The organism is Pseudomonas sp. WC2401, from assembly GCF_041200115.1.
Classification (GTDB): Bacteria; Pseudomonadota; Gammaproteobacteria; order Pseudomonadales; family Pseudomonadaceae; genus Aquipseudomonas; species Aquipseudomonas fragi.
The window spans coordinates 3,135,748-3,159,910 of the sequence record NZ_CP165623.1 but is presented as its reverse complement, the minus strand read 5'-3'; the positions used below and the strand labels follow the sequence as shown (position 1 = coordinate 3,159,910).

The window sequence follows — 24,163 nt, the reverse complement described above, 5'->3', positions numbered from 1 at the left end:
TGGTGAGGCGCAAATCCTGAACATCCCCCGATCAGTCCCCTCTCCCTCCGGGAGAGGGTTAGGGTGAGGGATGCTTGGTTACTCTTCTTCTATATCCAGCAGCAGGTTTTCCAGCGCCTCGCGATACTCCCCCGGCTCACTCCACAGCCCGCGCTGCTGCGCTTCGAGCATGCGCTCGGTCATGTCGCGCAGGGCGTGCGGGTTGTGCTCACGCACAAACTCACGGGTATCCGGGTCCAGTAAATAAGCATCCGCCAACAACGCATATTGATGATCGTCGATCAGATGCGTGGTCGCATCGAAGGCAAACAGGTTGTCCAGGGTCGCAGCCATTTCGAAGGCGCCTTTATAGCCGTGACGCTTGACCCCTTCTATCCATTTCGGGTTGGCTGCACGGGAGCGGATCACCCGGTTCAACTCTTCCTTGAGCGTGCGGATCTTCGGCAAGTCGGGCTGGCTATGGTCACCGTGGTAACTGGCCGCCGCCTCACCGCGCAAGCTTTCGACCGCCGCCAGCATGCCGCCCTGGAACTGGTAGTAGTCATTGGAGTCCAGCAGGTCATGCTCACGGTTGTCCTGGTTTTGCACCACCGCCTGCATCTGCCCCAAGCGTTGCGCAAACTGGCCACGGGCCGCCGTACCTTCATCGGCGCCGCCATAGGCATAGCCGCCCCAATTCATGTACACCTCGGCCAGATCGTCGCGGCTTTCCCACAGGCGGCCATCTATCGCGTTCTGCACCCCGGCGCCATACGCCCCGGGCTTGGCACCAAACACTCGCCAACCGGCCTGGCGCGCCGCCAGTTCCGGGGCCAGTCCTTCACGTTCCAGTTGCTCACGCTCACTGCGCACCCTGGCCGCCAGCGGGTTGAGGTCATCCGGCTCATCCAGCGCCGCCACCGCCTGCACGGCGGCATCGAACAGGCGGATCAGATTGGCGAACGCATCCCGAAAGAACCCCGACACGCGCAAGGTCACGTCCACCCGCGGACGGTCCAGCAAGCTCACCGGGAGGATTTCAAAGTCATCGACCCGCTGGCTGCCCGTGGCCCACACCGGACGCACGCCCATCAGCGCCATCGCCTGGGCGATATCGTCACCGCCGGTGCGCATGGTCGCCGTGCCCCATACCGACAGGCCGAGCTGGCGCAGGTGGTCGCCGTGATCCTGCAAATGCCGCTCAAGAATCAGGTTGGCCGATTGGAAACCGATACGCCAGGCCGTGGTGGTAGGCAGGTTGCGCACATCCACGGAAAAAAAGTTGCGCCCCGTGGGCAGCACATCCAGCCGTCCGCGGCTCGGCGCGCCACTGGGGCCAGCCGGCACAAAGCGGCCACCGAGGGCATCCAGCAAGCCTTGCATTTCCGCCGGGCCGCAGGCGTCCAGGCGCGGTGCCACCTGTTCCAGCAACGCGGCAAAAATGCTCCGTGTTTCATCCCACAGCGCAGTGTCCGGCAGTTGCAAGGTGCCCTGCAGCGCTTGCTCGATCAACTGCGCGGCATACAACTCCAGGCGCTCACGGGTATCGCCAGCGGTGCGCCACAGTTCATCGCTGACCGCACGCAAGGCCGCAGGCTGACGCGCCGTCCAGGGCTCGGCCAGGGCGCAGTCCAGCGGATCGAAACCCAGCTCGAAAGCCTTGGCCAGCGCCCGCAGCAGGCTCGATTGTGCTCCGCGGCCATCGCCCCGGGGAATACGCAACAGCGCCAACAGGGTGTCGATGCGCAGGCGCCCGGCCGGTGACTCGCCGAAGATATGCAGGCCGTCGCGGATCTGCGATTCCTTGAGATCACATAGATAGGTATCCAGCCGGGGCAACCAGATGGCCGCATCGGCTTCACTGTCCAGCGCACCGTCCAGTTGCAGTTCGCGGTCGATGCGGGTCTCGCGCACCAGCTTGAGAATGTCGCGCTGCAACTCCCGCGCCCGGCGCGGATCGAGCAGTTGCGCTTCGTAATATTCGTCGGCCAGCAGCTCCAGGTCGCGCAACGGGCCGTAGGTTTCGGCGCGGGTCAGCGGCGGCATCAAGTGGTCGATGATCACTGCCTGGGTGCGGCGCTTGGCCTGTGCGCCCTCCCCCGGGTCGTTGACGATAAAGGGGTAGACATTGGGCATGGGGCCCAATATGGCGTCCGGCCAGCAATGCTCGGAAAGCCCGACGCCCTTGCCCGGCAGCCACTCCAGGTTGCCATGTTTGCCCACATGCACCACCGCATGGGCACCGTAGCTGTTGCGCAGCCAGAAGTAGAACGCCAGATAGCCGTGGGGCGGCACCAGATCCGGGTCGTGGTACACCGCGCTGGCATCCACCTGATACCCCCGCGCTGGCTGGATGCCGACAAAGGTCAAGCCAAAACGCAAGCCGGCGATCATCAGGCGGCCGCTGCGGAACATGGGATCGTTTTGCGGTTCGCCCCAGCGCTCGATCACGGCCTGGCGATTGGCCTCGGGCAGGCGATCGAACATCGTCAGGTATTCTTCCAGCCCCAGGCTTTGCATGCACGGGCGCAGGTCGAGGCTGTCCAGGTCGTTGCTGACCCCGCCCAGCAGCGCCTGAATCAGTCCGGTGCCGCTGTCGGGCAACTCGCCTTCCAGCGGATAACCCTCGGCCTGCAAGGCGCGCAGGATATTCAGCGCCGCGGCCGGGGTGTCCAGGCCCACGCCGTTGCCGATACGGCCGTCGCGGGTCGGGTAGTTGGCCAGGATCAGGGCGATACGCTTTTGCGGGTTGGGCACCCGGGCCAGTTCGACCCAGCGCCGCGCAAGTTCGGCGACAAAATCCATGCGTTCGGGGTGAGCGCGATAACACACCACATCGGACTGGCTACGCTCGCTGCGCCATGCCAGGTCCTTGAAGCTGATCGGACGGCTGATAATCCGCCCGTCCAGCTCCGGCAAGGCAATGTGCATGGCCAAATCGCGCGGCCCCAGGCCCTGCTCGCTGGCTTGCCAGCCGGGCTGGTTATCCTGGGCACAGATGGCCTGGATCACCGGGATATTGCGGCGAAACGGGCGCAAGTGCGGAGCTTCGGGGCTGGATTGGGCAAAACCGGTGGTATTGAGAATCACCCCGGCCTCTACCTCGTCGAGCAAATCCTGCACCATTGTCAGGCAACCCGGCTCTTTAAGGCTGGCCACGGCAATCGGCAAGGGGTTGAGCCCCGCCGCCTGCAGACGCTGGCAGAACACATCGACAAACGCGGTGTTGGCAGCCTGCAGGTGCGAGCGATAGAACAACAGCGCGGCCACCGGTTGCCCCGGCTGCCAGTCGGCTTGCCAGTCCTTGAGTGCCGGGCTGGAATGAGCCGGATGATAAATCGCGCTACGCGGCAGGATCTGCGGTTCGTCCCAGGCATAGTCGCGGCCCAGCCATTGGCCTGCCAGGCAACGATAAAGCTGCAGGGCGTTATGCCTCCCGCCCTGGCGCAAAAAGTGCCAGAGCCGCTCGGCCTGCCCGGCGGGCACAGTGCTCAGGGCGCTGAGTTCAGGGTCGGGGCGGTCATCACCGGGCACCAGGATCAGGGTCACGCCACGCTCGGCCAATTGCACCAGCCGCTCGATGCCGTAGCGCCAGTAGCCGATACCACCGTGCAAAGACAGCAGAATCACCTTGGCGTGTTGCAAGACCTCATCGAAATAGAGGTCGACCGAACCGTGGTTTTGCACCTGCATCGGGTTGGCCAGACGCAGGCTTGGATAATCGTCAGGCAACTGCTGCGCCGCTTCGGCCAGCAGGGCCAGGCTTGAATCACCGCTGCACAGGATCACCAGCTCGGCAGGGGTCTGGCCGAGGTCGGCAATATTGTCGTCCGCTACAAAGCCGCCGGGCTGGGTCCTGAGCAAATGCATGGTTTAGACGCTCAACGCTGTACGCAGGGTGGACTCGAGCAGGGCCGCGTCCAGTTCCTGGCCGATCAGTACCAGCTTGGTGGTGCGTGCCTCGTCGCTGCCCCAGGCGCGGTCGAAGTGCTTGTCAAAGCGTGTGCCCACGCCCTGGATCAGCAGGCGCATCGGCTTGCCCGGAATAGCGGCAAAGCCTTTGACCCGCAAAATGCCGTGCTTGACCACCAGTTGGGTCAGGGCCTCCATCAGGGCGCGTTCTTCGGCCTGGGGCAGCTCGATGGAAATCGAATCGAAGGCGTCATGATCGTGGTCGTCATGGTCATCATCGCCATCGTGGTGATGGTCATGGTGGCTGTGGCGGCCATCAATATGGTCTTCCGAACCTGCTTCCAGGCCCAGCAGCACGTCCAGCGGCAAGCGCCCGCCGCTGGCTTCGATGATCTTCACCGCCGGTGGCAGCTCTTCGGCGACTTCGGCGCGCACACGGGCCAGGTCTTGCGGGTTAATCAGGTCGGCTTTATTGAGGATCACCAGGTCGGCACTGGCCAACTGGTCGGCGAACAGCTCGTGCAGCGGCGATTCGTGGTCCAGGTTGGGGTCGAGTTTGCGCTGGGCGTCTACCTGGTCCGGGAAGGCAGCGAAGGTGCCAGCGGCCACGGCCGGGCTGTCGACTACGGTGATCACCGCGTCAACCGTACAGGCGCTGCGGATTTCCGGCCACTGGAAGGCTTGCACCAGCGGTTTTGGCAGGGCCAGGCCCGAGGTTTCGATAAGGATATGGTCGATATCGCCACGGCGCGCCACCAGCTCGCGCATCACCGGGAAAAATTCTTCCTGCACGGTGCAGCACAGGCAGCCATTGGCCAGCTCGTAGACGCGGCCATTGGCCTCTTCTTCGGTGCAGCCGATGGAGCATTGCTTGAGGATTTCGCCATCGATGCCCAGCTCGCCGAACTCGTTGACGATTACGGCAATGCGGCGGCCCTGGGCGTTGTCCAGCATATGGCGCAGCAAGGTGGTTTTACCCGAGCCAAGAAAGCCGGTGACGATGGTGACGGGGGTTTTGGCCAGTGTTTTCATCGGATGCCCTTTGGCAAAACGGCGGGCATACGGGACGACGACCGCAGGCAGTGCGCGGTCAGTCTTCGCCACCGGATCACCCCGCCCGGTTGAAGTAAGAATCTGTCACGAGGCAGGTCTCCTGGCTTACGGCTGATACCTACCTTGCGCCTTCCCGCCTGTTTGGCAGTGGCAGTGCAAGATCAATGACCGTTTACAGTTGCGGGGGCAGCCGCGGCATACCGCGTTCCCTTCTTAGCTTCGCGCTGCGAAGAACCTCGAACGCGCAAGGCTACGCAGTGCTTTGTAACAGGTCAATGCGCAGCTTTGACCCATCGACTGTGGGAGCGGGCTTGCTCGCGATGGCATCACTGCGATCTGCCCGCAAAACCGGGTCGCCTGTATCGCGAGCAAGCCCGCTCCCACACAGGAATTTCGTTGCACATGTGTTCTAATTGCTGCCTTTTTTCAGCCACAGTGCTTCAAGGATCTGCCCATGCCGTCCACCCGCCCCACCCGCGTCCTGATTATCGGCTACGTGTGGCCCGAGCCACGCTCTTCGGCGGCCGGCGGGCACATGATGCAGATCATCGAGAGTTTTTTGCAGCGCGGCTGGCATATCACGTTCAGCAGCCCGGCCGGAATTGGCGAACACAAGGCTGACCTGGCCAGCCTGGGCATCGACGAAGTCGGAATCGAGCTCAATAACAGCAGTTTCGATACCTTTATCAGCCAACTGGCCCCCGATATCGTGCTGTTCGACCGCTTCATGATGGAAGAGCAGTTCGGCTGGCGCGTCGAGAAGCACTGCCCCGCCGCCCTGCGCGTGCTGGAAACCTCCGACCTGCAAAGCCTGCGCGACGCCCGCCAGCAACAGCTCAAGGCGCGCCTCAAAAGCAGTGCCGACCTGGATGACTTCAGCAGCCTGTTCGCTCCGGCCCGGCGCGACACGTTCGAGCAGATGGCCAACACCGATCTGGCCCAGCGGGAAATCGCCGCGATCTACCGCTGCGACCTGAGCCTGATGATCTCCGAGTACGAAATCGACCTGCTGGTTGAGCACTTCAACGTGCCCAGGGCCCTGCTGCACTGGTGCCCGCTGATGGTCGACAACGTGCCCGCCACGTTCGTGCCTTTTGAGCAGCGTCAGCACTTTCTGAGCATCGGCAACTTCCGCCACGCGCCCAACTGGGATGCCGTGCTCTGGATGAAAACCACTGTCTGGCCGCTGATTCGCCAGCAACTGCCCGGCGCGCAACTGCATGTCTACGGCGCCTACACCCCGCCCAAGGCCACGGCGCTGCACAACCCGGCGCAGGGTTTTCATGTGCTCAACTGGGCCGAAGATGCCCTTGAGGTGATGAGCCATGCACGTATCTGCATGGCGCCGTTGCGGTTTGGTGCCGGGATCAAGGGCAAGATCGCCGATGCCATGCTCTGCGGCACACCCAACGTCACCACGCCGGTAGGTGCCGAAGGCATGCATGGCGAACTGCCGTGGGCCGGTGCCATCGAACAGAGCGCCACTGCGATTGCCGCGGCGGCTGTACACCTGTACCAGAACGCCGAAGCCTGGCATCAAGCCCAACAACACGGGCAGACCCTGCTGGCGCAACGCTATCTGCAAGCCAGCCACGGCCCGGCCCTGGTTGAATGCATCGAACGTTGCCGCACCGGGCTGGAACAGCACCGGCGCAACAACTTCACCGGGGCGATGCTGCGCCACCACCAGCACAAGAGCACCCAGTACATGGCGCAATGGATCGAGGCCAAGAACCGCCCGCACACTCTTTGAACCACTTGGGACTTGCCCGGTGGGTCAATGATTGGTGCGCCTCAACAGATAGGTATCCATGATCCAGCCCTTGCGCAGGCGCGCCGCTTCGCGGGCCTGCTTGATCTGCTCGCACACGTCGGCCAGCTTGCCGGCAATCAGGATTTCGTCCGCCGTGCCGATGTAAGCGCCCCAGTAGATATCCACGTTTTCGGCGACATACGCGGCGAAGGCGCAATGGGCATCGAGCATCACCACCACATTGTCCAGATCCCCGGCGTGCAGCCTGCGCCCGGTGGTGATGCGGATCGGCTGGCCGATGCCGTTGAGCGCAATCCGATGACGCGCAGCCAGCGCCTGCACACTGCTGATACCGGGGATCACCTGATAGTCGAAATCGTCGCAGCCCCCGGCCCGCACCCGGTCAAGGATGCGCAGGGTGCTGTCGTACAACCCGGGGTCGCCCCACAGCAAAAATGCGCCGAATTCGCCGTCAGCCAGTTCCTCGTCGAGCAAACGGGCAAACACCTCGGCCCGCTGCTCGTGCCAATGCTCGACACCCTCGGTGTAGGACGGCGTCGAGCTGTCACGCTGCGGATCACTGACCTGCACCACCCGGTAACCCGGTGCGCGGATATAGCGCTGGCAGATGTCCAGGCGCAGGCGTACCAGGTCGTTGGTGGTCTGGCCCTTGTCCAGCACAAACAGCACATCGGCACGGTTGAGCGCGTTGATGGCCTGCACGGTGATATGTTCCGGGTCGCCGGCGCCAATGCCAATCAGCAAGAGTGTTTTCATCTGTCGATCCATCCAGCCCCGACACGGGGAGACTTGTCATGATCGCCAGCATAACAAAGACCCTCTGTGGGAGCGGGCTTGCTCGCGATGGATGCGACGCGGGCATTCGTTTGAACCGCGTCGATCGCAAGCCAGGCCGCTGCAGCAGGGCTTTAGTTGAGGGTTACCAGATGGACAGGTTGTAGCTCACGATCAGGCGCGTTTCGTCCACGTCACGGGCGAATTGGGCGTAGTTGGTGCGGTAGGTGGCATTGCGCAAGCGCAGGCTGACGTCCTTGAACGTGCCGCTCTGAACAACGTACTTCAGCTCGCTGTCACGTTCCCACTCCTTGCCTTCCTGCGTGCTGCCCGCCACCTTGATATGGTCGCCATTGACATAGCGGGTCAGGAACGACAAACCGTCAATGCCAATGGCCTTGAAGTCATAGTCGTAACGCAGCTGCCATGAACGTTCCTGGGCATTGGCGAAGTCATTGACCTGCAGATAGTTGACCAGGTACGGGTTGCTGCCATCCAGGTACGGCATCGAGGTGTCGCCGTTCATGCGCTGCCAGCCGGCACTGAGCTTGTGCCCGGCCAGGGAGTAACCGAGCATGGCCCCCAGGGCACGGTTGTCGATATTGCCGGCCCTGGCCGAACCCGAATCGTCACTTTTGAGCAAGCGCACGTCCGCTGACAGCACACCCAGGCCCACCGGCTGCGTGGCCAGCAAACCGACAAACTGCTGACGGTAGATGTCCTGCAGCTCGCCATAATGGTACTGCGCGGTCAGGCGCTCGTTGACCTTGTAGTCCAGGCCGTACATGGTGAAGTGATCGGCAGTGATGTTGCAGCCATAGCGCTTGTTCTTGCAGTTCAGGCGCAGGTCCTGGGAGTCCGTGGAATCCCGGGCGGTATAGCGATCAAGGCGCGAGGCCATGAACTTGAGGTCCTTGATTTCCTGGGACACCAGCATCGCGCCGTTGAACATGTTCGGCAGCAAACGGCCATCGTTGTACTTGAGCAAAGGCAGGTCGGGCAGCAACGCGCCGTACTTGAGCACGGTGTCGGACACGCGCATCTTGGCCGTCAGGCCGAACTTGGCGTATTGGTCCTTGGAACGACGGGGATCGTTACCGGTCGAAGGCAACAGGCCGCTGTTGCTGTCGGCAGGGCTGGAATCCAGCTTCAGGCCCAACATACCCAGGGCATCGAGGCCAAAACCCACGGTGCCTTCGGTGTAGCCCGATTGCAGATTGAGGATAAAACCCTGCGCGGTTTCATCGCGCTTGGACGCGCCCTGGGGGTTTGAGCTTGAGCCATCGCGAAAATCGCGGTTGAAGTACACCGTACGCGCTTCCAGTTTGGCGCTGCTGTCTTCAAAAAAACCGCCGGCCTGTGACGGTGCGGCAAAACCGGCACACACTGCCAGCGCGCCCAAGCGTGTTACCCGGCTCTGCGCCAACAATGAAAAAGGAACAACCATGTACAAGCTCCAGCAGCCAATCATTGGCAAGGTGAAAACGATCGCAGGCACGCCCGGCATGACACTCGGCGTGCGCAATCAAAAAAAGGGGCGCAATTGTACGAAAGGCTAAGCTCCAGCCTCATTCGACCTTAGTCGAACGGTCAAGACTGCACCTTGCAGCAAGGTTTATAGCCTTGAGCCGGTATCCGGCATTACATACACTGACTAACAGATTCAAACCCGGGAACGACCATGGCAATCAAGAGTTCTAGGCGCCGCCAGCGTCTGCAGGCCACTGCCACCGAACAAGCCTTGCTTGAGCTTAACGAAACCCTTGAGCAGCGCGTGGCCGAACGCACCCGGGCGCTGGCCGAGGCCAACCTGCAATTGCAGTGCGAGATCCTGGAGCGGGCACGGGCCGAAGAGGCCCTGCGCCACGGGCAGAAAATGGAGGCCGTGGGTCAGCTTACCGGTGGCATCGCCCACGACTTCAACAATATGCTCACCGGGATCATTGCCAGCCTGGACTTGATGAAGCGTTATATCGCCGCAGGCCGCATTGACGAGGTCGAGCGTTTTGCCGATGCCGCCGTCAACTCAGCGCAGCGCGCCGCCGCGCTGACCAACCGCCTGCTGACCTTTTCCCGGCGCCAGTCACTGGACCGCAAGCCACTGGACCCCAACCAGTTGGTCAAGTCGCTGCAGGCGTTGTTCAGCAGCACCAAAGGCGCGCATATCGAGCTGATCCTGGAGCTGGGGCAACACATCTGGTCGGTCAACACCGACACCGGCCAGCTGGAAAGTGCCCTGCTCAACCTGATGATCAATGCGCGTGACGCGATGCCCGACGGCGGCACACTGCGGGTCAGGACCGCCAATCACTACCTCGATGCCACTGACCTGGGCACGCTGGAGTCAGTCAGTTCGGGGGACTACGTCATGCTGGAGGTCAGCGACAACGGCACCGGCATGAGCCCGCAGATTCTGGCCAAGGCCTTTGACCCCTTTTTCACCACCAAGCCGGTGGGCCAGGGTACCGGGCTTGGGCTGTCGATGATTTACGGCTTTGCCCAGCAGTCGGGTGGGCATGTCAGTATCAGCAGCAAGAGCGGCTGTGGCACCCGGGTGTGCCTGTACCTGCCGCGCCATCACCACTTCGAGGCGAAAACTCAGGCATAATCCGCGCCCGCGCACTATGCCCCACAGTTCCAAGGTAAAGACCCATGAAAGCTCAAGCCCGCCATATCCTGGTGAAAACCGCCGAAGAGGCCGAATCGCTCAAGCAACGCATCGCCAAGGGCGAAGCCTTCGATGTGCTGGCGAAAAAATTCTCCACCTGCCCTTCGGGCAAGCGCGGCGGTGACCTGGGCGAAGTGCGGCCGGGGCAAATGGTCGGGATCATCGACCAGATCATCTTTAAAAAACCGCTGCGGGTGGTACATGGCCCGGTCAAGAGCAAGTTCGGCTATCACCTGGTTCAGGTGTTTTACCGCGACTAAAGCGCAGCAAAAGCAAAAAGCCCGAAACAACACACCTCCCCCCCCCTGTGGGAGCGGGCTTGCCCGCGATAGCAGCACTTCGATCATCCATATAGAACGAGGTGCCTGCATCGCGGGCAAGCCCGGCTCCCACAGAGAAAACATGGCGTTACCCAGCTACCAGTCAAACGCCAATGCCGGCCAAGTACCCGGTACCCAAGTTAACCCCGACAACCGATTTCACCCCAATCGCCACCAACGCGGCAGCAACTGCTGCACCTTGGGCTCGGCAAAACGGTCATCGATCAGAAACAGCGTGCCCTCATCGCTCTGGGTGCGAATCACCCGCCCGGCAGCCTGCACCACTTTTTGCACGCCGGGGTACAGGTAGGTGTAGTCATAACCGGCCCCAAACAGGGCGGCCATGCGCTGTTTGATCTGCTCATTGACCGGATTCAACTGCGCCAGCCCCAGGGTCGCGACAAACGCGCCAATCAGCCGCGCGCCAGGCAAATCAATGCCCTCGCCAAATGCCCCGCCCAACACGGCAAAACCTACGCCCTGGCTCGACAGGGTGAACTGTTCAAGAAAACCTTGGCGGGCGCTTTCGTCCATGCGCCGCGCCTGCGCCCACTGGGTGACCTGCGGGTAGCGTTCGGCGAGCAACCCGGCCACCTGTTGCAGGTAATCAAAGCTACTGAAAAACGCCAGGTAATTGCCCGGGCGCTGTTCGAACTGGCGGGCAATCAACTCCACAATCGGCCCCAGTGAAGCCTGGCGATGGACAAAGCGGGTGGATATCTGGCTCACCACCTGTACCTTCAATTGCTCGGCCTGAAACGGCGACTCCACATCCATCCACACCGTATCCGCAGGCAAGCCGAGCAGGTTAGCGTAATAGGTTTGCGGGCTCAGGGTGGCCGAGAACAACACATTGCTCTGCGCGCTGGCCAGCCGTGGCCCGATAAAACCGGCGGGCACGATATTGCGCAGGTTCAGCTGCGACAGGCGCCGCTTGCCGTCTTCGCGCAGGCTGATATCAAAGAGGAAATGCCCGTCGAACAACTCCGCCACCCGGTTGAATTGAAGCGCTTCGAAGTAGAACGCCTGTAGATTACCGCTCAGCCCCTGAGGGTGATCGTTGAGGTAATCGCCAATGGCGTTAATGCACAGCGACAAGGCCGCCAGCCATTTGCCAGGCAAGTGCGAATGAACCTGATACGGACCTACCTGTTCCTTGTGCAGGGCATTCCATTCACGGTTCAGGCGCTTGAAGGGCTTGTCCAGCGGCGCCGGGGCCGAGTACCGCACAGTGTTCAAGGTTTGCTGGTCCAGGCTTGCGCTGTACATCTGCCGTGCCCGCTCCACCAGGTTGTGCGCTTCGTCCACCAGGGTCGCCAGCCGCCATTGGTTGGCCTGGCCCAGACCGTAAAGCAACGCCGTGAAATCGAAGTAATAGTTGTAATCGGCAATCACCACATCTGCCCAGCGTGCCATCTCCTGGCTCAGGTAATAGGGGCACACTTCATGGGCCAGGGCGACGCTGCGCAAGGTCTGTTGATCGAGGGGCGAGCGGGCCACTGCGGCCATGCGCGCTGCGGGCAGGCGATCATAAAAGCCTTTGGCCAGCGGACAGGCGTCGCCATTGCAGGCGTTTTCGGGATATTCGCAAGCCTTGTCCCGCGCGACCAGTTCCAGTACCCGCAAGGGCACCGGTTGCCCGGGAGGATAGAGCACCTGCGCTGCATCGAGCGCCAGTTTGCGCCCCGGGGTCTTGGCAGTCAGGAACAACAGCTTGTCGAGCTGCTGGCCCGGCATGGCCTTGAGCAGCGGAAACAGGGTGCCGATGGTTTTGCCAATCCCGGTCGGCGCCTGGGCCATCAGGCAGCGCCCGGTACTGGCTGTTTTGTACACGGCCTCGGCGAGTGCCCGTTGCCCGGTACGAAAGTGTTGATGGGGAAAGGCCAGTGTGCGGGCGGCATCATCCCGCGCCTGCCGATGGGCCATTTCTTGTTCGGCCCAGGCCAGAAACAGTCCGCATTGCTGCTCGAAAAACTGCTGCAGAGCCGTTGCTGACCAGGTTTCCTGCAGGCGGGTTTCCTTTTCTCTGACGATATCAAAGTACACCAGCGCCAGATCGACCTGCGCCAGTTGCAGGCTCTGGCACAGCAACCAGCCATAGACCCGGGCCTGTGCCCAGTGCAATTGGCGATGGTTGGCCGGGATCGCGGTGAAGTCGCCACGAAAAGTCTTCACCTCCTCCAGCACATTGGCCACCGGGTCGTAGCCGTCTGCCCTGCCACGCACGGTCAAGGCACCAAACTGGCCTTCAAGGCTCAGCTCGGCCTGATACTGTGCATGGCGCCGTGCAGCCACCGTGCGATGCCCGGCAATCCCCTGTTGCGCCGTAGGTGAGGGGGTAAAGCGCAAATCCAGGTCACCCGCCTTGGCCGTGAACTCGCACAGGGCACGCACTGCAACGCGATAACTCACTGCGCTGGCTCCTGCCATTGCACATAGCACACTGTCACCGGCATCTGATGCGCTTGGCAAAAGGCCAGCCAGCGCAACTGGTTGTCTTGCAGGCGATCACCCGGGCCCTTGACCTCAATCATGCGGTAGGTTTTTTGCTCAGGGTACAGCTGGATCAGGTCAGGCATGCCTGTGCGATTGGCCCTTATATCCAGCAACAAACGCCGGAACCACAGTTTCAAGTGCGCCGCAGGCAGGCACTCCAGCGCCTCTTCGAGCAGGTCGGGGGGCAGGTGATTCCAGGCGACAAAAGGCGATTGCAGGCCCTTTTTGGCGGCATAGGTCTCGCCAATCGTGGCCCGATAACGACCATCATCGAGCTGCGCCAGGCAGCGCTCGAACAACTCGGTACGCTGATGATAAAAATCGTCTTCGTGCAAGTCTGCAGGGCCGACCTGATACGGGTGAAAAAATGCCCCCGGCAGCGGCGCAAAAATGGCTGGCCAGCACAGCAAGCCGAACAGGCCGTTGATCAGGGTGTTCTCCACATAATGCACCGGTGCCTGGCCAGTATGAAGATGCGCCACCACCTGCTGTTCCACGCTGCTGGCAGTGTCCCGTGGCAGGCACAGGTCGAGGCGATCCGGGGCTGTCGATTTGACCACCGCCAGGGCTGCCAGCCCCAATTTGCGCCGCAACCGCGGGATAATCCGCAACAGATGCTGATGCTCTGCGTCGTTGACTGGCCCCTGTTGCGCAACTTGCGCCAGGCTTAACGCGGCCTGGTAGAGCTCCTGGCGCTCAAGCACGCGGATACTGCGCTGGCGTGCCTCAGGGTGCTGGCTGTGCTGGTACAACTGCAATGCCCGGTCCAGCTCCCCTGCCCGCTCCAGATGCTGGCCGAGCTGAAACAGCAAACGTGCACGCCGGCGCTGCAACCAGCGGTTATCCGCCTCGTAGTCCAGCACCTGTTGCAGCACGGCCTCGGCATCGCCGTTGAGCTCAAACTGCTCGCGACAGGCGTAAAGGTGCAAGTAACCTTCAATATCGGCCCGACAGCGCAACGCCCGGGATTCAGGGCTGAACTCGACCCTTTCATAGCTGAACAGGCCCAGGTCTGCCAGCACCAGGTCCGACCAGCTCTGCCCCAGGTTGCCAAAGAACATCAACCGCAGGCGATCGCACAGCGCCCGGTGGTTGAGGGTATAAAGTGCTTCGCCAAGCCCGGGATGCCATTGCCCCAGGCTCTGCTGCTGTGGAAAAACGCCGGCCAGTTCCTCGAGCCAGTCCGATTTCCTGGCCTTGGGCCGAGTGATATGTGCGCTGAAACGGCCGAGGATCTCCGGTTTTTGCAGCAGTTCAAACACCTCGGCCAACCCCAGGGGCGCCTGCTCGTCCAGCCAGCCCAACGCCAGCAACGCCGTTGCGGCCCGTGACGGCTCGCCGATCTCCGGGTAATTGAGCTTGCTGGCCCGAAAATGCACGCCCTTGCGCATCACCATGCGCACCCACAACGCCTGCGAGGCCACGGGCAGCTGGGCAAAACCCGCGATAAAACACTGCTCGTCGACGCTCAGGACATCGTCATAACGGGCGGCGATCCAGTCGAGAACATGCTGGAAGTTCTTCAGGTAATAAAACGGGTCTTCGAGGGGATTGGAAATCACGGGCAAAACGGACCACTGGCTTTGAATACTGGATATGCGTACAGATACCAGCTTGCCCGGCACTCTGGCAAATCCTATTGGATGAGCGGCTTACAGGCGGGCAGCCCGTCAGGCTGGCTAACGGGCCTGCTGAACGCGGGTATCAACCCTTCGGTGCCGTCTGCCAGGGTTTCTTGCCCGGATCGTGTGCCGACAGGTTGGCGATCAACGAGTCGCATTGCTTGAAGTCGATTCTTTGCATCTGATACAGCGCCTGCAACGACGCCAGCGACAAACCGCTGACGGACTCGAGCCAACCGGCATCCACCTGCGTCGTGGTGCCGGCCGCCATCAACAACTGACGGAAGTCCTGGAGAAAACGCAGTTTGTCGGGGTAACAATTATGTAAAAAGGCTTCCAGCCCGCGGGCCTGATTGACAAACGGCGAGCAGATAAAACAACCCAGTTGTTCATCATTGACACCGTGCAACTCGCTCAGATATTGCGTGGCCACCCCGTGCAGTTTGTGGATTCTTTTGGGGGTATTGAAGGTTGCTCCCAACTGCTTGATCAACTGCCCTTTAAAGCGATCATTGGCCTTGTTTTCCTGGGAAGCACGGCGCAAATACGCATCCGCCCCCACGCTGTAATCCACACCATATTGATAAGTACCGCGCAAACCGTGGACATGGGCGGCCAATAGTACGACGGCAGCCTGGGGTTCTTCGATATCAAACGCTTTGATATTCCACGGCCCCTCTACAAACATCAGCACTTGCGAGTGCAACACATCCACTTCATGGCACAGGCAATCAAATATATTGATCACATTGATATCCGTGCCGACACCGGCAACCGTCACTTCGCCACTGTGCGCCGGGGCCAGATGCAACAACTGCTTGTAGTCATCATCCAACTGGCTGCACAACTTGACTGCCATTTCAAAGCCATCATGCCCGCCTCCCTTTGGCCAGTGCCCCTGTCGGTGGGCGACCTCCAGAATCCAGGTTACATACTGGCCCAGATGGCTGGGCGGGCGGCGGTCAATCAACGCGTCGACCTTGCCTCCCCACTCGCAGGCATGCCGATATAACTTGGCGCGCCCCAGCAGGTCGGCATAAAAGAAAGTTGCCCGGGCGTCGCCTTGGGTCAAATGCCCCGACATCAATACCTGGGTTCGGTTCAGCTCCGATGCCTGGCTCTGAAAAGCACCCGGCTTATGCAACCTGCCAAGGCCCTTTTTCATCGACCAGCAATAACTCCACGCGATCATCGTCATAAATAAACAACTCACTGCATTGGGTCTGGATGCGCTCCATCACATTGGCCGTCATCCGCGGCTGACGCAGTATTGCAATGCGCAATATAAAGGTGTGCGGCGAGCGCCCGGCGATACTAAGTTGTGCCGCGCGCAAAAACGCCAGGGTATAAGCGCACTCCTTGCCGCCTTCATGAACAACCATCACCCGATAGCGCCCTATTCGCTCAAGCCCTCCGGCTGCCACCATTAAACGTTGAATCAACAACTGCAAGGCAATGCGCTCGGGGCGGCTGAAAAAACCCAGGAGTCGGTGCAGGACTTGTTGATAGACAAAACTCATGGCTTGTTCATGAAAGTTATTCATGGGCTATCCCTCCATATCGAGGGTCTTATTATCGGCAGCCCGATTTGACGCGCCCACATTTACATCAACCCTGCAGGTCAGAACAGACTTGGCGCACATACGCACAGGAATAACCCTACAAGGAAACCTTCGAAAAAATACATATTGTGCTACATGACAACTTTATGAATTACTTTTGCCCTTTCTTTCCACACTAAAATTCATGTATTCGCCCTGGCCTGCTGAGCGCAACACGGGGAAAAAAATACAACTTTCGCCAGCACAAAAAAAACGCCCCTGAACACTGCGTTCAGGGGCGCGTTTATTACCGTGTACTTGTCAGACCGCAGCCAACTGCAAGGCCACCCGACCGCGACAAGGGCAATCGTCCATATAGCGATGGGCTTCAACAAAGTTTTCAAATGGAAAAACCTTGATCTCCAGCGGCGTCAGCACCCCGTCGGCGGTGAGCTGGTTGATATCACGCAAGGCACGTTTCATCGCTTCTTCGTCCTGGGCGATGCCCAGCTCGGGTTTGCCGGTGAAGTTGCCGATGCAGTGGACGAAAAACTTGATGTTCTTCTGGAAGCACGCGCAGCCCGGGAACCCCGTTTGGTTGCCGCCCTGCAAGCCATACAGCACCAGGCTGCCACGCGGTGCCAGCACATCACCCAGCACCGACATTTGCGGACCGCCCAGACCATCGAGCACTACATCCACGCCCTTGCTGTCGGTGATCTTGTTGATCTGCATCAGCAGGTCTTGCTCTTCGGTGACAATCACATGGTCGGCACCCAGGGTCAGCAGGCACTCGCGTTCGCTGGCATCCTTGGTCGCGGCAATCACCTTCAGGCCCAGGGCCTTGCCCAATTGCACGAAGGAAGGCCCGGCACAGTGGCTGGCATCGGTAATCAGCACGCTCTGCCCGGGCTTGGCCTGCGCCAGGTCGACATAGGCAAAATAGGCAATCAGCAGCGGCGTGTAATGCACGCTGGCCTCGACCGCAGACAACACGTCCGGGTAGCGGGTCAGGGTGGAGCGCGGCATCAGGATCAGCTCGCCATAGGTCGGGTAGTCGTTGGCGCTCTGGCCAGGGAAGCTGGCGACCTTGTCACCAATGGCCAAATCTTCCACACCGGCCCCCACGGCGGTGACGACACCCGCCATTTCATGGCCGATACCCGCGGGCAAACGAGCGTGACTGGGGGCCAGGTTCTGGCGCCACAGGACGTCATACCAGCTGATGCCAATGGCCTCGACACGGACCTGTACTTCGCCAGGCGCAGGCGCAGCGACTTCGTGCTCTTCGCACTTGAGCACCTCGGCCGGTCCAAACTTGTGAAAACGGATCGTGCGCGACATTACCAACCTCGCCTAATTAATCGCTAATACCACGGGACTTTATCCGGGCTTTGTGCGCAAGACTAACAGACAGCATTAATAGTCGACATGCCTGACATTGATCCGCCGACAGGTTGGCCCGCACCACATCCCGCAAAAACCCGGCAAACCCGCTTTAAACGGGTGATAAAACGCCTGCAGAAAAGTAAGAAAAAAATCTACCGAGTGACGAAAAATCGTTTTTGCCAGTAAGATCCGTTACTTGACTACCTGTTGAACCCCCAGCGAAGCCTGCCTGATGAACCGTAACGACTTGCGTCGCGTCGATCTGAATTTGCTGATCGTCTTTGAAACCCTGATGCATGAACGCAGTGTGACCCGTGCAGCCGAGAAGCTTTTTCTGGGGCAGCCGGCCATCAGTGCGGCATTGTCACGCTTGCGCAACCTGTTCGACGACCCGCTGTTTGTGCGTACCGGGCGCAGCATGGAACCGACCGCCCGGGCGATCGAGATCTTCGCCTTGCTGTCGCCGGCCCTGGACTCGATCTCCACGGCTGTCAGCCGTGCGTCCGAGTTCAACCCGGCCACCAGCACCTCGGTATTTCGCATTGGCCTGTCGGACGATGTCGAATTCGCCCTGCTGCCCTTGCTGCTCAAGCGCTTGCGCGCGGAAGCGCCGGGTATTGTCCTGGTGGTTCGCCGGGTCAACTACATCCTGATGCCGCCGTTGCTGGCCTCGGGGGAAATTTCCGTGGGCGTCAGCTACACCAGTGACCTGCCGGCCAACGCCAAGCGCAAGGTATTGCGCCGCAGCCGTCCCAAACTGCTGCGTGCCGACACCATGCCGGGTTCACTGAGCCTGGACGACTTCTGTGAGCGACCCCATGCCCTGGTGTCTTTTGCTGGCGACCTGAGCGGGTTTATCGACACTGAGCTGGAAAAAATGGGCCGCAAGCGCCATGTGGTCCTGGCCGTGCCGCAGTTCAACGGCCTGAGCACCCTGCTGGCGGGCACCGACATCATCGCCACCGTCCCCGACTACACGGCCGAAGCACTGACGGCTGCGGGTGGCGTACGCGCCGAGGACCCGCCGCTGGACACACAAAGCTTCGAACTGCACATGGCCTGGCGCGGCGCCCAGGACAACGACCCGGGGGAGCGCTGGTTGCGTTCAAGGATTCAGATGTTTTTCGGGGATCCGGACAGTCTTTGACAGAGGCGTCTGGAACCGTTCTGAAATGCTTGTTTCAGAGGGTTTCAAAGGCTCATTTTGATCCACTGCCATCCGTCGAATTCTGCTAGATTCCAGCCTTATTGGGGGCAAATATGGGGGCACGTTTGCCACTAAAAAAATGGCATGCCCCCAAATATGAACGACTCAGCCAACTAAGATAGACGCGAGTGCTCAGCTTTCTCTCAAGCTCATGTGTGAAAATATTTCCACCGGGCCCGTGTGCTGAATAGCCCCAGGACACAATAGCAACAGTTCCTCGGCCAACACCTATGCCTACTCGGCTTGCAGAGGCACAAGCCTTTATCACATGGCGGTAATGCTCACCTGTCCCACGCAGCATCACCGCCAAGACGCGCACTCGCAACAGTTTTGGACGACAGCATTTGCGCCTGTTGTGCCGGCGCCCAAGCTTAACAAAACGCTTACTCAAGCACCCCCGGATCGCGGCGGATTTCTTCCCGGGCCATAGCCTCCCACAAGAACGGGAACCCGTTGGCATCAGTGCGCTTGCCGGTGGCAAGCACCACTTGATCGGGCAACGGCGAACCGCCTCCGAGTGCCTCTACATGCCAGGCCAGACGGCTGCGCCACTCCAGGGTGATCGCACGCAAATGCGCCTGGCGTATACCGTTACCCACCACCAGCACACCGTGGTTGGCAAGCAACGCCCACTTGTTGGGGCCCAGTGCGTTCACCACGGCACGCCCCAATTCGCCGTCTTCAACCGTGCCGCGGTACTCGTCATAGAGCACCGGGTCGGTGTCAACCAGGGCCGATGTCTGGTCGTAGACCGGCGGTATGCGCCCCGCCGCCGACCACACCGATCCCCATTGCGGGTGATTATGGATCACCACCTGAACATCATGCCGTGCGGCATGTAAGTCCATATGCAAGTTGATCGCCGGGGTGATGTTCCATTCTCCTTCAATCACCTTGCCCGCATGATCGAGGCGCACGATATCCGAAGCACTCACCTCTGCCCACGTCAGCTCCCACGGGTTGGCCAGGTATGTGCCGTCGTCCTGGCGCACCGTGATATGGCCGGCGATATGGTCGTTATAGCCTTCGCGACACAACACCCGGCACAGCAGGGCAAGCGTCTGGCGGGGGCTCAGTTCGGGCAGCAGCGCATGCCGGCCCGGCTTGGGCGTGAAGCGCGCCAACAGCGCCTGGTTCAGTTTGTCGTGCAACATGGATAGTCCCCTTCAATCACGCGTGGATGCTCTGGCGAGCGAATACAGAGGCACGCTGCATGCGCCGCTGGTGGGGTTGATAATCAAGGATGGCGTTGTGAAGTACGCTGCGGTTATCCCAGATCACCATGTCACCGACAGACCAGCGATGGCGAAAGGCAAAATGCGCCTGCTGGCAATGGCCGTGTAAATAAGCAAGCACCGCGTCGCTTTCAGGGATGGCCAGGCCGTCGATGTAGGTGGTGTACGTCGGGCTCACATACAGCGCCTTGCGACCTGTTACCGGGTGTTTGATCACCAGCGGATGCAAGTGCCGACGATTCATGTTGATCACCTCCAGGTAGCGCTCGTGACTGACCACGTTCTGGCGCAACGCTGCGGTCATCGGCCCGTTCATGTCGTGCCAGGCACTCAGGCCCTCAAGGTAGTGCTGCATGCGCTCTGACAGTGCGTCATACGCCGTGGTCATGCTGATCCAGCAGGTGTCACCCCCCACCGGCGGCAAGATGTGCGCGTGGGTCATGGTGACGATGGGCGGGCTCGGTAAAAAACTTTCGTCGTGGTGCCACATATCGGCACGGTCACCCTGCCTGGAGTCAATCACGGTGATCTGCTCAAGGCCTTCGCCCAGATTGGGATAGAACGTGTGGACTTCCGGCTCGCCAAAATGCCTGGCAATCGCCAGGTGTTGCTCAGGCCTCAAGCCCGGGACGTGCAGTACCAGGGCTTCATGTTGAACAAGTGCCGCTTCAAGCCCTGCCAGGGTATCTGGCAAGAATACGCAAGCGGGATCCAGATCAAGTACCTCGGCGCCAATACTTGGCCCCAGGGGGCGGACGGTGAAAGCTGATGACATGGGCAATCTCCCGGCAGGTGTGGAGTAACCGATCCTGTAGCGCGCATCGCTGCGCGTTTGGACGTTGTCTGATCGACGAAAATGATCATACTGACGTCGCCAAGGTTCAGATATTCGCATTCCGCAAGGCACAATTTTCCTTGGTAAGTTATTGATTTTGTTTGTTTATATTCAAGATAGAGGGCCATGTGAAATGGCCCGCTCGGCTTTTTGCAAACAACCAAGGCGATAAAACCGCGATGGCCCCAAACATTCCCCCGGCTCAGCTTCCCGCGCTACGCAAGCGCCCGAGCCAGTCACGCTCGCGCGCTAGTGGACGCCGTGGAACAGGCGTGCTTGCAGATTCTCGATGCAAAAGGCGAAGCATCGCTGACCGTCGCCCTTATCTCGGAGCTGTCAGGGGTCGCCGTCGGTTCCATCTACCAGTACTTCCCCAGCAAGGATGCAATTGTGGCCTTGTTGTACGAGCGTGTTCTCGATGAAGAAACCCAGACGCTGTTGCGCATGCGTGAGCAATTGACCGGCAAGCCTTTGCGATTGGCGTTGCGGGATATACTGGCCAACATCATTCGGGTGGAAACGCGACTGTTCAAATTGAACAAGGCCTTTCACTTGCGTTACCACTCGGCCCTTCACCTGGGCAAGTGGCGCGGCCCTTACCAGACGACAGGCGAGTTCATCGAAGCCACCTGGTTGCCGCTGGTGCGACTGTACGAGCATGAGATCAACACCGAGCACCCGGCCCTGGCGGCTTATTTGCTCGGGCAAGGCTTGCGCAGCGTGATCCGCTCGGTGCTGGATGATATGCCGGCGCAAATGGAATCCGCAGCATTCCTTGATAGCCTGGTTGGCATGGCGATGGGCTGCTTGCAGCCAGCCTCGTTTGACTGATATCCGGCCACGGGCGCTGGATCGAGGTCGGGTTTTGTACTCAACCTCCGTCAGCGGGTTTTATTGTCCGCAGCCTGGTCGCCCTGATCAGGCCGGAAAATGCCTGCATCACGCCGGGCCAATGCCAACAACTCATCCACGACCATCCTGATTTTGGGTTGTATATAGCGCGTGCGTGGCCAAATCACATGGATGGGCATTTCGGCGCCTGCATAAGTGTCCAGCACCGGCACCAGTAGACCTTCCTGGATATGCGTCTGCACCAGCCAAGTGGGCAGTTGCGCCAGCCCGCCTCCGGCCAGCGTCATGTCCAGCAGCATTTCCCCGTCCCCCATCTCGTGCTTGACCCGTACTTCGTGCTCATGGGTCTGCCCCTTCTCGTCAATCAGCATCCAGGTTTTACGGGTGCCGTTGCGCCAGCCAACAATGCAATCGTGGTCCAAAAGGTCTTCAGGGGTTTGAGGCGTGCCTTGTTCTTGCAAATAACCGGGCGTCGCGCAAATCAACAGGCATTGACTGCCCAGCTTGCGCGCGACGATTTCTGCGTCATCCTTCAAATTGCCGATACGGACTACAAGGTCGATGCCATCGTTGACGATATCCACCAGCCGCTCACTGAAACTCACGGACAGATCGAGCTGTTTATAGCGCACAGCCATATCGATCAGGGTCGGCAAAATATGTCGTCGGCCAAAGGCGGCCGGCAGGTCTATGCGCAGCCGACCGATAGGCTCCTGCTGCCCGGTGGTCAAGAACCCCTGGGTCTCGGCCAGCTCATCCATCACCCGCAGGCAACTGGCCAGGTAGGCTTCACCTTCGGAGGTGAGGATCAGGCGTCGCGTGGTGCGGTGCAGGAGCTTGACGCCCAGGCGCGCTTCAAGCCGGGTGATGCTTTTACCCACCGCCGAACTGGTGACCCCGAGTTCGAGTGCCGCCGCGGTGAAACTCAAGGACTGAGTCGAGGCAACGAACTCACGAATACCGTCAAACGGATTTGCAGTCATTATGGCTTCCAGGGCTGAAGTGAAAGGGTTTCTGATTGCATATCCGCTAAATCATACAGCAATGGGCAAGCGTCAATGGCGCGTCAGCGATGGCCCCGCTCAAACAAAAATGCGCCTCAACTGGAGGCGCATTGTTCGCGGCTGCTGTTGCGTTGCGGCCAGACGACTTCGAGGCGGGTATGGGTGATTCGCCATTGGCCATCGATGCGCCGGTACTCGTCGGCATAGAGCCCAAGCAGCAGCAACGGATTGGGATCAGCCTTGGAGGCGGTCTCGAAATCGATCAGGTAGCAGCGACCTTGTGCCGTATCCGGCCCGGTCAGCTTCACCCAGTGGTTGGCGATAGCATGCAGGAACGGATAACTGCCCTGGCGGTCGCGATCAAACAGGGTGAAGGCATCATTCAGACCGGCACGTATGGCATCGATGCCCTGCATTTTGCCGACGGTGACTTCCACCACGGCATCTGCCGAAAACACCTGGTCGAGTGCGGCGATGTTGTTGCTGTCCAGATGGTGGGCGTAAAGGGTCCTGAGAGAGCGGATTTCTTCACGATCGAGCAGTGCCTTGAGCTGGATATCCATGCAAGTGACCTCGTTGATGATGGGTTGGCTGGACTGCACAGACATTAGCCTGCACATTGACTGCGCCAGGGGCATGCCAGCTTCAGCCGAGTAATGACCATCACTGTAGGCGTGTTCAAATAAAAGATAATCCACAAATAATTCCAAACATTCTGGAATCACAGGATCAAATAGAACCCCTCTTTGCGGTATGTGCGGCCAGGCGCATGCCCCTCCAAGGATCGATATGCTGCGCAAAGCCCAGATCATTACCTTCCCGGCCCTGATCACATCGGTGCTGTTGCTTACTGGTTGTCCGCCGCCCGCTGAATTCACCCAGTGGCAACGCACGTCCACTACCGTCGTGGGAGTCCAGGCGGCCATGGCTAAATGTGGCGAGCCTGTAGGACACTCAATGAACCGTTATCCGACTAACGAACGGGTGCTGCAGTTTCAGTGCATGCAGCGCCTGGGTTTTACCCGTAAAGACGGCTTTGATTTCTGCGCAGTCATGATCAATGCGCCGGCCTGCGTCGAAGCAAGAATGGGCCATGCGCTGAGTGTGTCCCAGCTCGAGGCCTTGCCGTTTGAAGCCGATGAAGGCTTCTATCCGATCAAGCCTGATTCCGGCCGCTATGAAGACATGCAGGTCACCTGGCGCAAGGTGGGCGCACCCCGCCACTTCTCGATGCAAGTGGCGAATAATCGCGAAGCGCTGCCGGTCATGTATGCCTGCGGCTATCCACAGCCGCTGGGGTCGAACCTGGACGTCGCCAACATCGGGCGCACAGCCCGAGCGCAACGCTGCATGATGGATCACGGCTTTGAACCGAAGGACAAAATGATGCTGGTGTGTCGGCCTTATCCCACCGTCACCGCCTGTAAAGGCAGCGCTGGACACCGCGGCTGACGGTTCAGGATCACCCGCGACACCCGGCTTCTGGCCGTTCACTGCCAGCA

General features: G+C 60.2%; 18 protein-coding genes, 1 pseudogene and 1 riboswitch. Of the genes and pseudogenes, 6 read left to right on the top strand and 13 right to left on the bottom strand.

Features of this window, described 5'->3' with window-relative positions; all coding sequences use genetic code 11:
* Window positions 1-78: 78 nt before the first annotated feature.
* Window positions 79-3,849: a cobaltochelatase subunit CobN gene (gene cobN, locus AB3G35_RS14440; protein ID WP_369781678.1), complete on the bottom strand. Its 3,771-nt coding sequence runs from the start codon at window positions 3,847-3,849 to the stop codon at window positions 79-81.
* Between the two features lie 3 nt (window positions 3,850-3,852).
* Window positions 3,853-4,923 (bottom strand): cobalamin biosynthesis protein CobW, encoded by a 1,071-nt coding sequence (cobW, locus tag AB3G35_RS14435; RefSeq protein WP_369782746.1) that lies wholly within the window; start codon window positions 4,921-4,923, stop codon window positions 3,853-3,855.
* Between the two features lie 93 nt (window positions 4,924-5,016).
* Window positions 5,017-5,198, bottom strand: a riboswitch (cobalamin riboswitch).
* 200 nt (window positions 5,199-5,398) lie between these two features.
* Here cobW and AB3G35_RS14430 point away from each other — a divergent pair.
* Window positions 5,399-6,697 carry a glycosyltransferase gene (locus AB3G35_RS14430; protein ID WP_369781677.1) on the top strand — a complete coding sequence of 433 codons (1,299 nt, stop codon included), beginning with the start codon at window positions 5,399-5,401 and terminating at the stop codon, window positions 6,695-6,697.
* Between the two features lie 24 nt (window positions 6,698-6,721).
* On the opposite strand, the gene cobF is transcribed toward AB3G35_RS14430, so the two are convergent.
* Window positions 6,722-7,474 carry a precorrin-6A synthase (deacetylating) gene (gene cobF, locus AB3G35_RS14425; protein ID WP_369781676.1) on the bottom strand — a complete coding sequence of 251 codons (753 nt, stop codon included), beginning with the start codon at window positions 7,472-7,474 and terminating at the stop codon, window positions 6,722-6,724.
* 163 nt (window positions 7,475-7,637) lie between these two features.
* Window positions 7,638-8,939: an OprD family porin gene (locus tag AB3G35_RS14420; protein ID WP_369781675.1), complete on the bottom strand. Its 1,302-nt coding sequence runs from the start codon at window positions 8,937-8,939 to the stop codon at window positions 7,638-7,640.
* A 282-nt stretch (window positions 8,940-9,221) separates the two neighbouring features.
* On the opposite strand from AB3G35_RS14420, the pseudogene AB3G35_RS14415 reads away from it, so the two are divergent.
* Both AB3G35_RS14415 and AB3G35_RS14410 read left to right on the top strand, forming a co-directional pair.
* Window positions 9,222-10,073: pseudogene (locus AB3G35_RS14415) on the top strand (ATP-binding protein); the annotation flags it as partial.
* Window positions 10,074-10,144: 71 nt separating this feature from the next.
* Window positions 10,145-10,420 (top strand): peptidylprolyl isomerase, encoded by a 276-nt coding sequence (locus tag AB3G35_RS14410; protein ID WP_083369510.1) that lies wholly within the window; start codon window positions 10,145-10,147, stop codon window positions 10,418-10,420.
* Window positions 10,421-10,639: 219 nt separating this feature from the next.
* Here AB3G35_RS14410 and AB3G35_RS14405 read toward each other — a convergent pair whose 3' ends face one another.
* From AB3G35_RS14405 to AB3G35_RS14385, 5 genes are all read right to left on the bottom strand, one after another.
* The gene (locus AB3G35_RS14405; RefSeq protein ID WP_369781674.1) at window positions 10,640-12,892 is read right to left on the bottom strand and encodes an ATP-dependent DNA helicase; all 2,253 of its coding nucleotides are present in this window, start codon (window positions 12,890-12,892) and stop codon (window positions 10,640-10,642) included.
* Entirely contained in the window at window positions 12,889-14,538 is a 1,650-nt protein-coding gene (locus AB3G35_RS14400; protein WP_203304511.1) for a VRR-NUC domain-containing protein, read from the bottom strand. The genes AB3G35_RS14405 and AB3G35_RS14400 overlap by 4 nt, the downstream gene beginning before the upstream one ends.
* Before the next feature lie 142 nt (window positions 14,539-14,680).
* A complete protein-coding gene (locus AB3G35_RS14395) occupies window positions 14,681-15,763 on the bottom strand; it encodes a hypothetical protein (protein ID WP_369781673.1) in 1,083 nt (360 codons plus the stop codon).
* Window positions 15,735-16,142, bottom strand: a complete 408-nt coding sequence (locus AB3G35_RS14390; protein ID WP_369781672.1) for a hypothetical protein — start codon at window positions 16,140-16,142, stop codon at window positions 15,735-15,737. The genes AB3G35_RS14395 and AB3G35_RS14390 overlap by 29 nt, the downstream gene beginning before the upstream one ends.
* A 318-nt stretch (window positions 16,143-16,460) precedes the next feature.
* Window positions 16,461-17,483, bottom strand: a complete 1,023-nt coding sequence (locus AB3G35_RS14385) for a zinc-dependent alcohol dehydrogenase family protein (protein ID WP_016780854.1) — start codon at window positions 17,481-17,483, stop codon at window positions 16,461-16,463.
* A gap of 277 nt (window positions 17,484-17,760) precedes the next feature.
* Between AB3G35_RS14385 and AB3G35_RS14380 the strand changes: the two genes are divergently transcribed.
* Window positions 17,761-18,675 carry a LysR family transcriptional regulator gene (locus AB3G35_RS14380; protein WP_086797054.1) on the top strand — a complete coding sequence of 305 codons (915 nt, stop codon included), beginning with the start codon at window positions 17,761-17,763 and terminating at the stop codon, window positions 18,673-18,675.
* A gap of 443 nt (window positions 18,676-19,118) precedes the next feature.
* Here AB3G35_RS14380 and AB3G35_RS14375 read toward each other — a convergent pair whose 3' ends face one another.
* Both AB3G35_RS14375 and AB3G35_RS14370 read right to left on the bottom strand, forming a co-directional pair.
* Entirely contained in the window at window positions 19,119-19,889 is a 771-nt protein-coding gene (locus tag AB3G35_RS14375; RefSeq protein ID WP_086797052.1) for a class II aldolase/adducin family protein, read from the bottom strand.
* Between the two features lie 16 nt (window positions 19,890-19,905).
* Window positions 19,906-20,745, bottom strand: coding sequence for a TauD/TfdA dioxygenase family protein (locus tag AB3G35_RS14370; RefSeq protein WP_369781671.1), 840 nt, complete (start codon window positions 20,743-20,745; stop codon window positions 19,906-19,908).
* Between the two features lie 321 nt (window positions 20,746-21,066).
* On the opposite strand from AB3G35_RS14370, the gene AB3G35_RS14365 reads away from it, so the two are divergent.
* On the top strand, window positions 21,067-21,636 hold the full coding sequence (locus AB3G35_RS14365) for a TetR/AcrR family transcriptional regulator (RefSeq protein ID WP_369781670.1): 570 nt from the start codon (window positions 21,067-21,069) through the stop codon (window positions 21,634-21,636).
* A 50-nt stretch (window positions 21,637-21,686) separates the two neighbouring features.
* On the opposite strand, the gene AB3G35_RS14360 is transcribed toward AB3G35_RS14365, so the two are convergent.
* Together AB3G35_RS14360 and AB3G35_RS14355 are read right to left on the bottom strand one after the other, a co-directional pair.
* Window positions 21,687-22,640, bottom strand: a complete 954-nt coding sequence (locus AB3G35_RS14360; RefSeq protein WP_369781669.1) for a LysR family transcriptional regulator — start codon at window positions 22,638-22,640, stop codon at window positions 21,687-21,689.
* A gap of 116 nt (window positions 22,641-22,756) precedes the next feature.
* Window positions 22,757-23,269 carry a nuclear transport factor 2 family protein gene (locus AB3G35_RS14355; RefSeq protein ID WP_369781668.1) on the bottom strand — a complete coding sequence of 171 codons (513 nt, stop codon included), beginning with the start codon at window positions 23,267-23,269 and terminating at the stop codon, window positions 22,757-22,759.
* A 181-nt stretch (window positions 23,270-23,450) separates the two neighbouring features.
* Between AB3G35_RS14355 and AB3G35_RS14350 the strand changes: the two genes are divergently transcribed.
* Window positions 23,451-24,113, top strand: a complete 663-nt coding sequence (locus AB3G35_RS14350) for a hypothetical protein (RefSeq protein WP_369781667.1) — start codon at window positions 23,451-23,453, stop codon at window positions 24,111-24,113.
* The last annotated feature ends 50 nt before the right edge of the window (window positions 24,114-24,163 follow it).

What these genes read in the sequence shown, in the direction of transcription:
- cobN (WP_369781678.1), bottom strand. Translation starts at nt 3,849, where the DNA reads ATGCATTTGCTCAGGACCCAGCCCGGCGGCTTTGTAGCGGACGACAAT.
- cobW (WP_369782746.1), bottom strand. Translation starts at nt 4,923, where the DNA reads ATGAAAACACTGGCCAAAACCCCCGTCACCATCGTCACCGGCTTTCTT.
- AB3G35_RS14430 (WP_369781677.1), top strand. Translation starts at nt 5,399, where the DNA reads ATGCCGTCCACCCGCCCCACCCGCGTCCTGATTATCGGCTACGTGTGG.
- cobF (WP_369781676.1), bottom strand. Translation starts at nt 7,474, where the DNA reads ATGAAAACACTCTTGCTGATTGGCATTGGCGCCGGCGACCCGGAACAT.
- AB3G35_RS14420 (WP_369781675.1), bottom strand. Translation starts at nt 8,939, where the DNA reads ATGGTTGTTCCTTTTTCATTGTTGGCGCAGAGCCGGGTAACACGCTTG.
- AB3G35_RS14410 (WP_083369510.1), top strand. Translation starts at nt 10,145, where the DNA reads ATGAAAGCTCAAGCCCGCCATATCCTGGTGAAAACCGCCGAAGAGGCC.
- AB3G35_RS14395 (WP_369781673.1), bottom strand. Translation starts at nt 15,763, where the DNA reads ATGAAAAAGGGCCTTGGCAGGTTGCATAAGCCGGGTGCTTTTCAGAGC.
- AB3G35_RS14390 (WP_369781672.1), bottom strand. Translation starts at nt 16,142, where the DNA reads ATGAATAACTTTCATGAACAAGCCATGAGTTTTGTCTATCAACAAGTC.
- AB3G35_RS14385 (WP_016780854.1), bottom strand. Translation starts at nt 17,483, where the DNA reads ATGTCGCGCACGATCCGTTTTCACAAGTTTGGACCGGCCGAGGTGCTC.
- AB3G35_RS14380 (WP_086797054.1), top strand. Translation starts at nt 17,761, where the DNA reads ATGAACCGTAACGACTTGCGTCGCGTCGATCTGAATTTGCTGATCGTC.
- AB3G35_RS14375 (WP_086797052.1), bottom strand. Translation starts at nt 19,889, where the DNA reads ATGTTGCACGACAAACTGAACCAGGCGCTGTTGGCGCGCTTCACGCCC.
- AB3G35_RS14370 (WP_369781671.1), bottom strand. Translation starts at nt 20,745, where the DNA reads ATGTCATCAGCTTTCACCGTCCGCCCCCTGGGGCCAAGTATTGGCGCC.
- AB3G35_RS14360 (WP_369781669.1), bottom strand. Translation starts at nt 22,640, where the DNA reads ATGACTGCAAATCCGTTTGACGGTATTCGTGAGTTCGTTGCCTCGACT.
- AB3G35_RS14355 (WP_369781668.1), bottom strand. Translation starts at nt 23,269, where the DNA reads ATGTCTGTGCAGTCCAGCCAACCCATCATCAACGAGGTCACTTGCATG.
- AB3G35_RS14350 (WP_369781667.1), top strand. Translation starts at nt 23,451, where the DNA reads ATGCTGCGCAAAGCCCAGATCATTACCTTCCCGGCCCTGATCACATCG.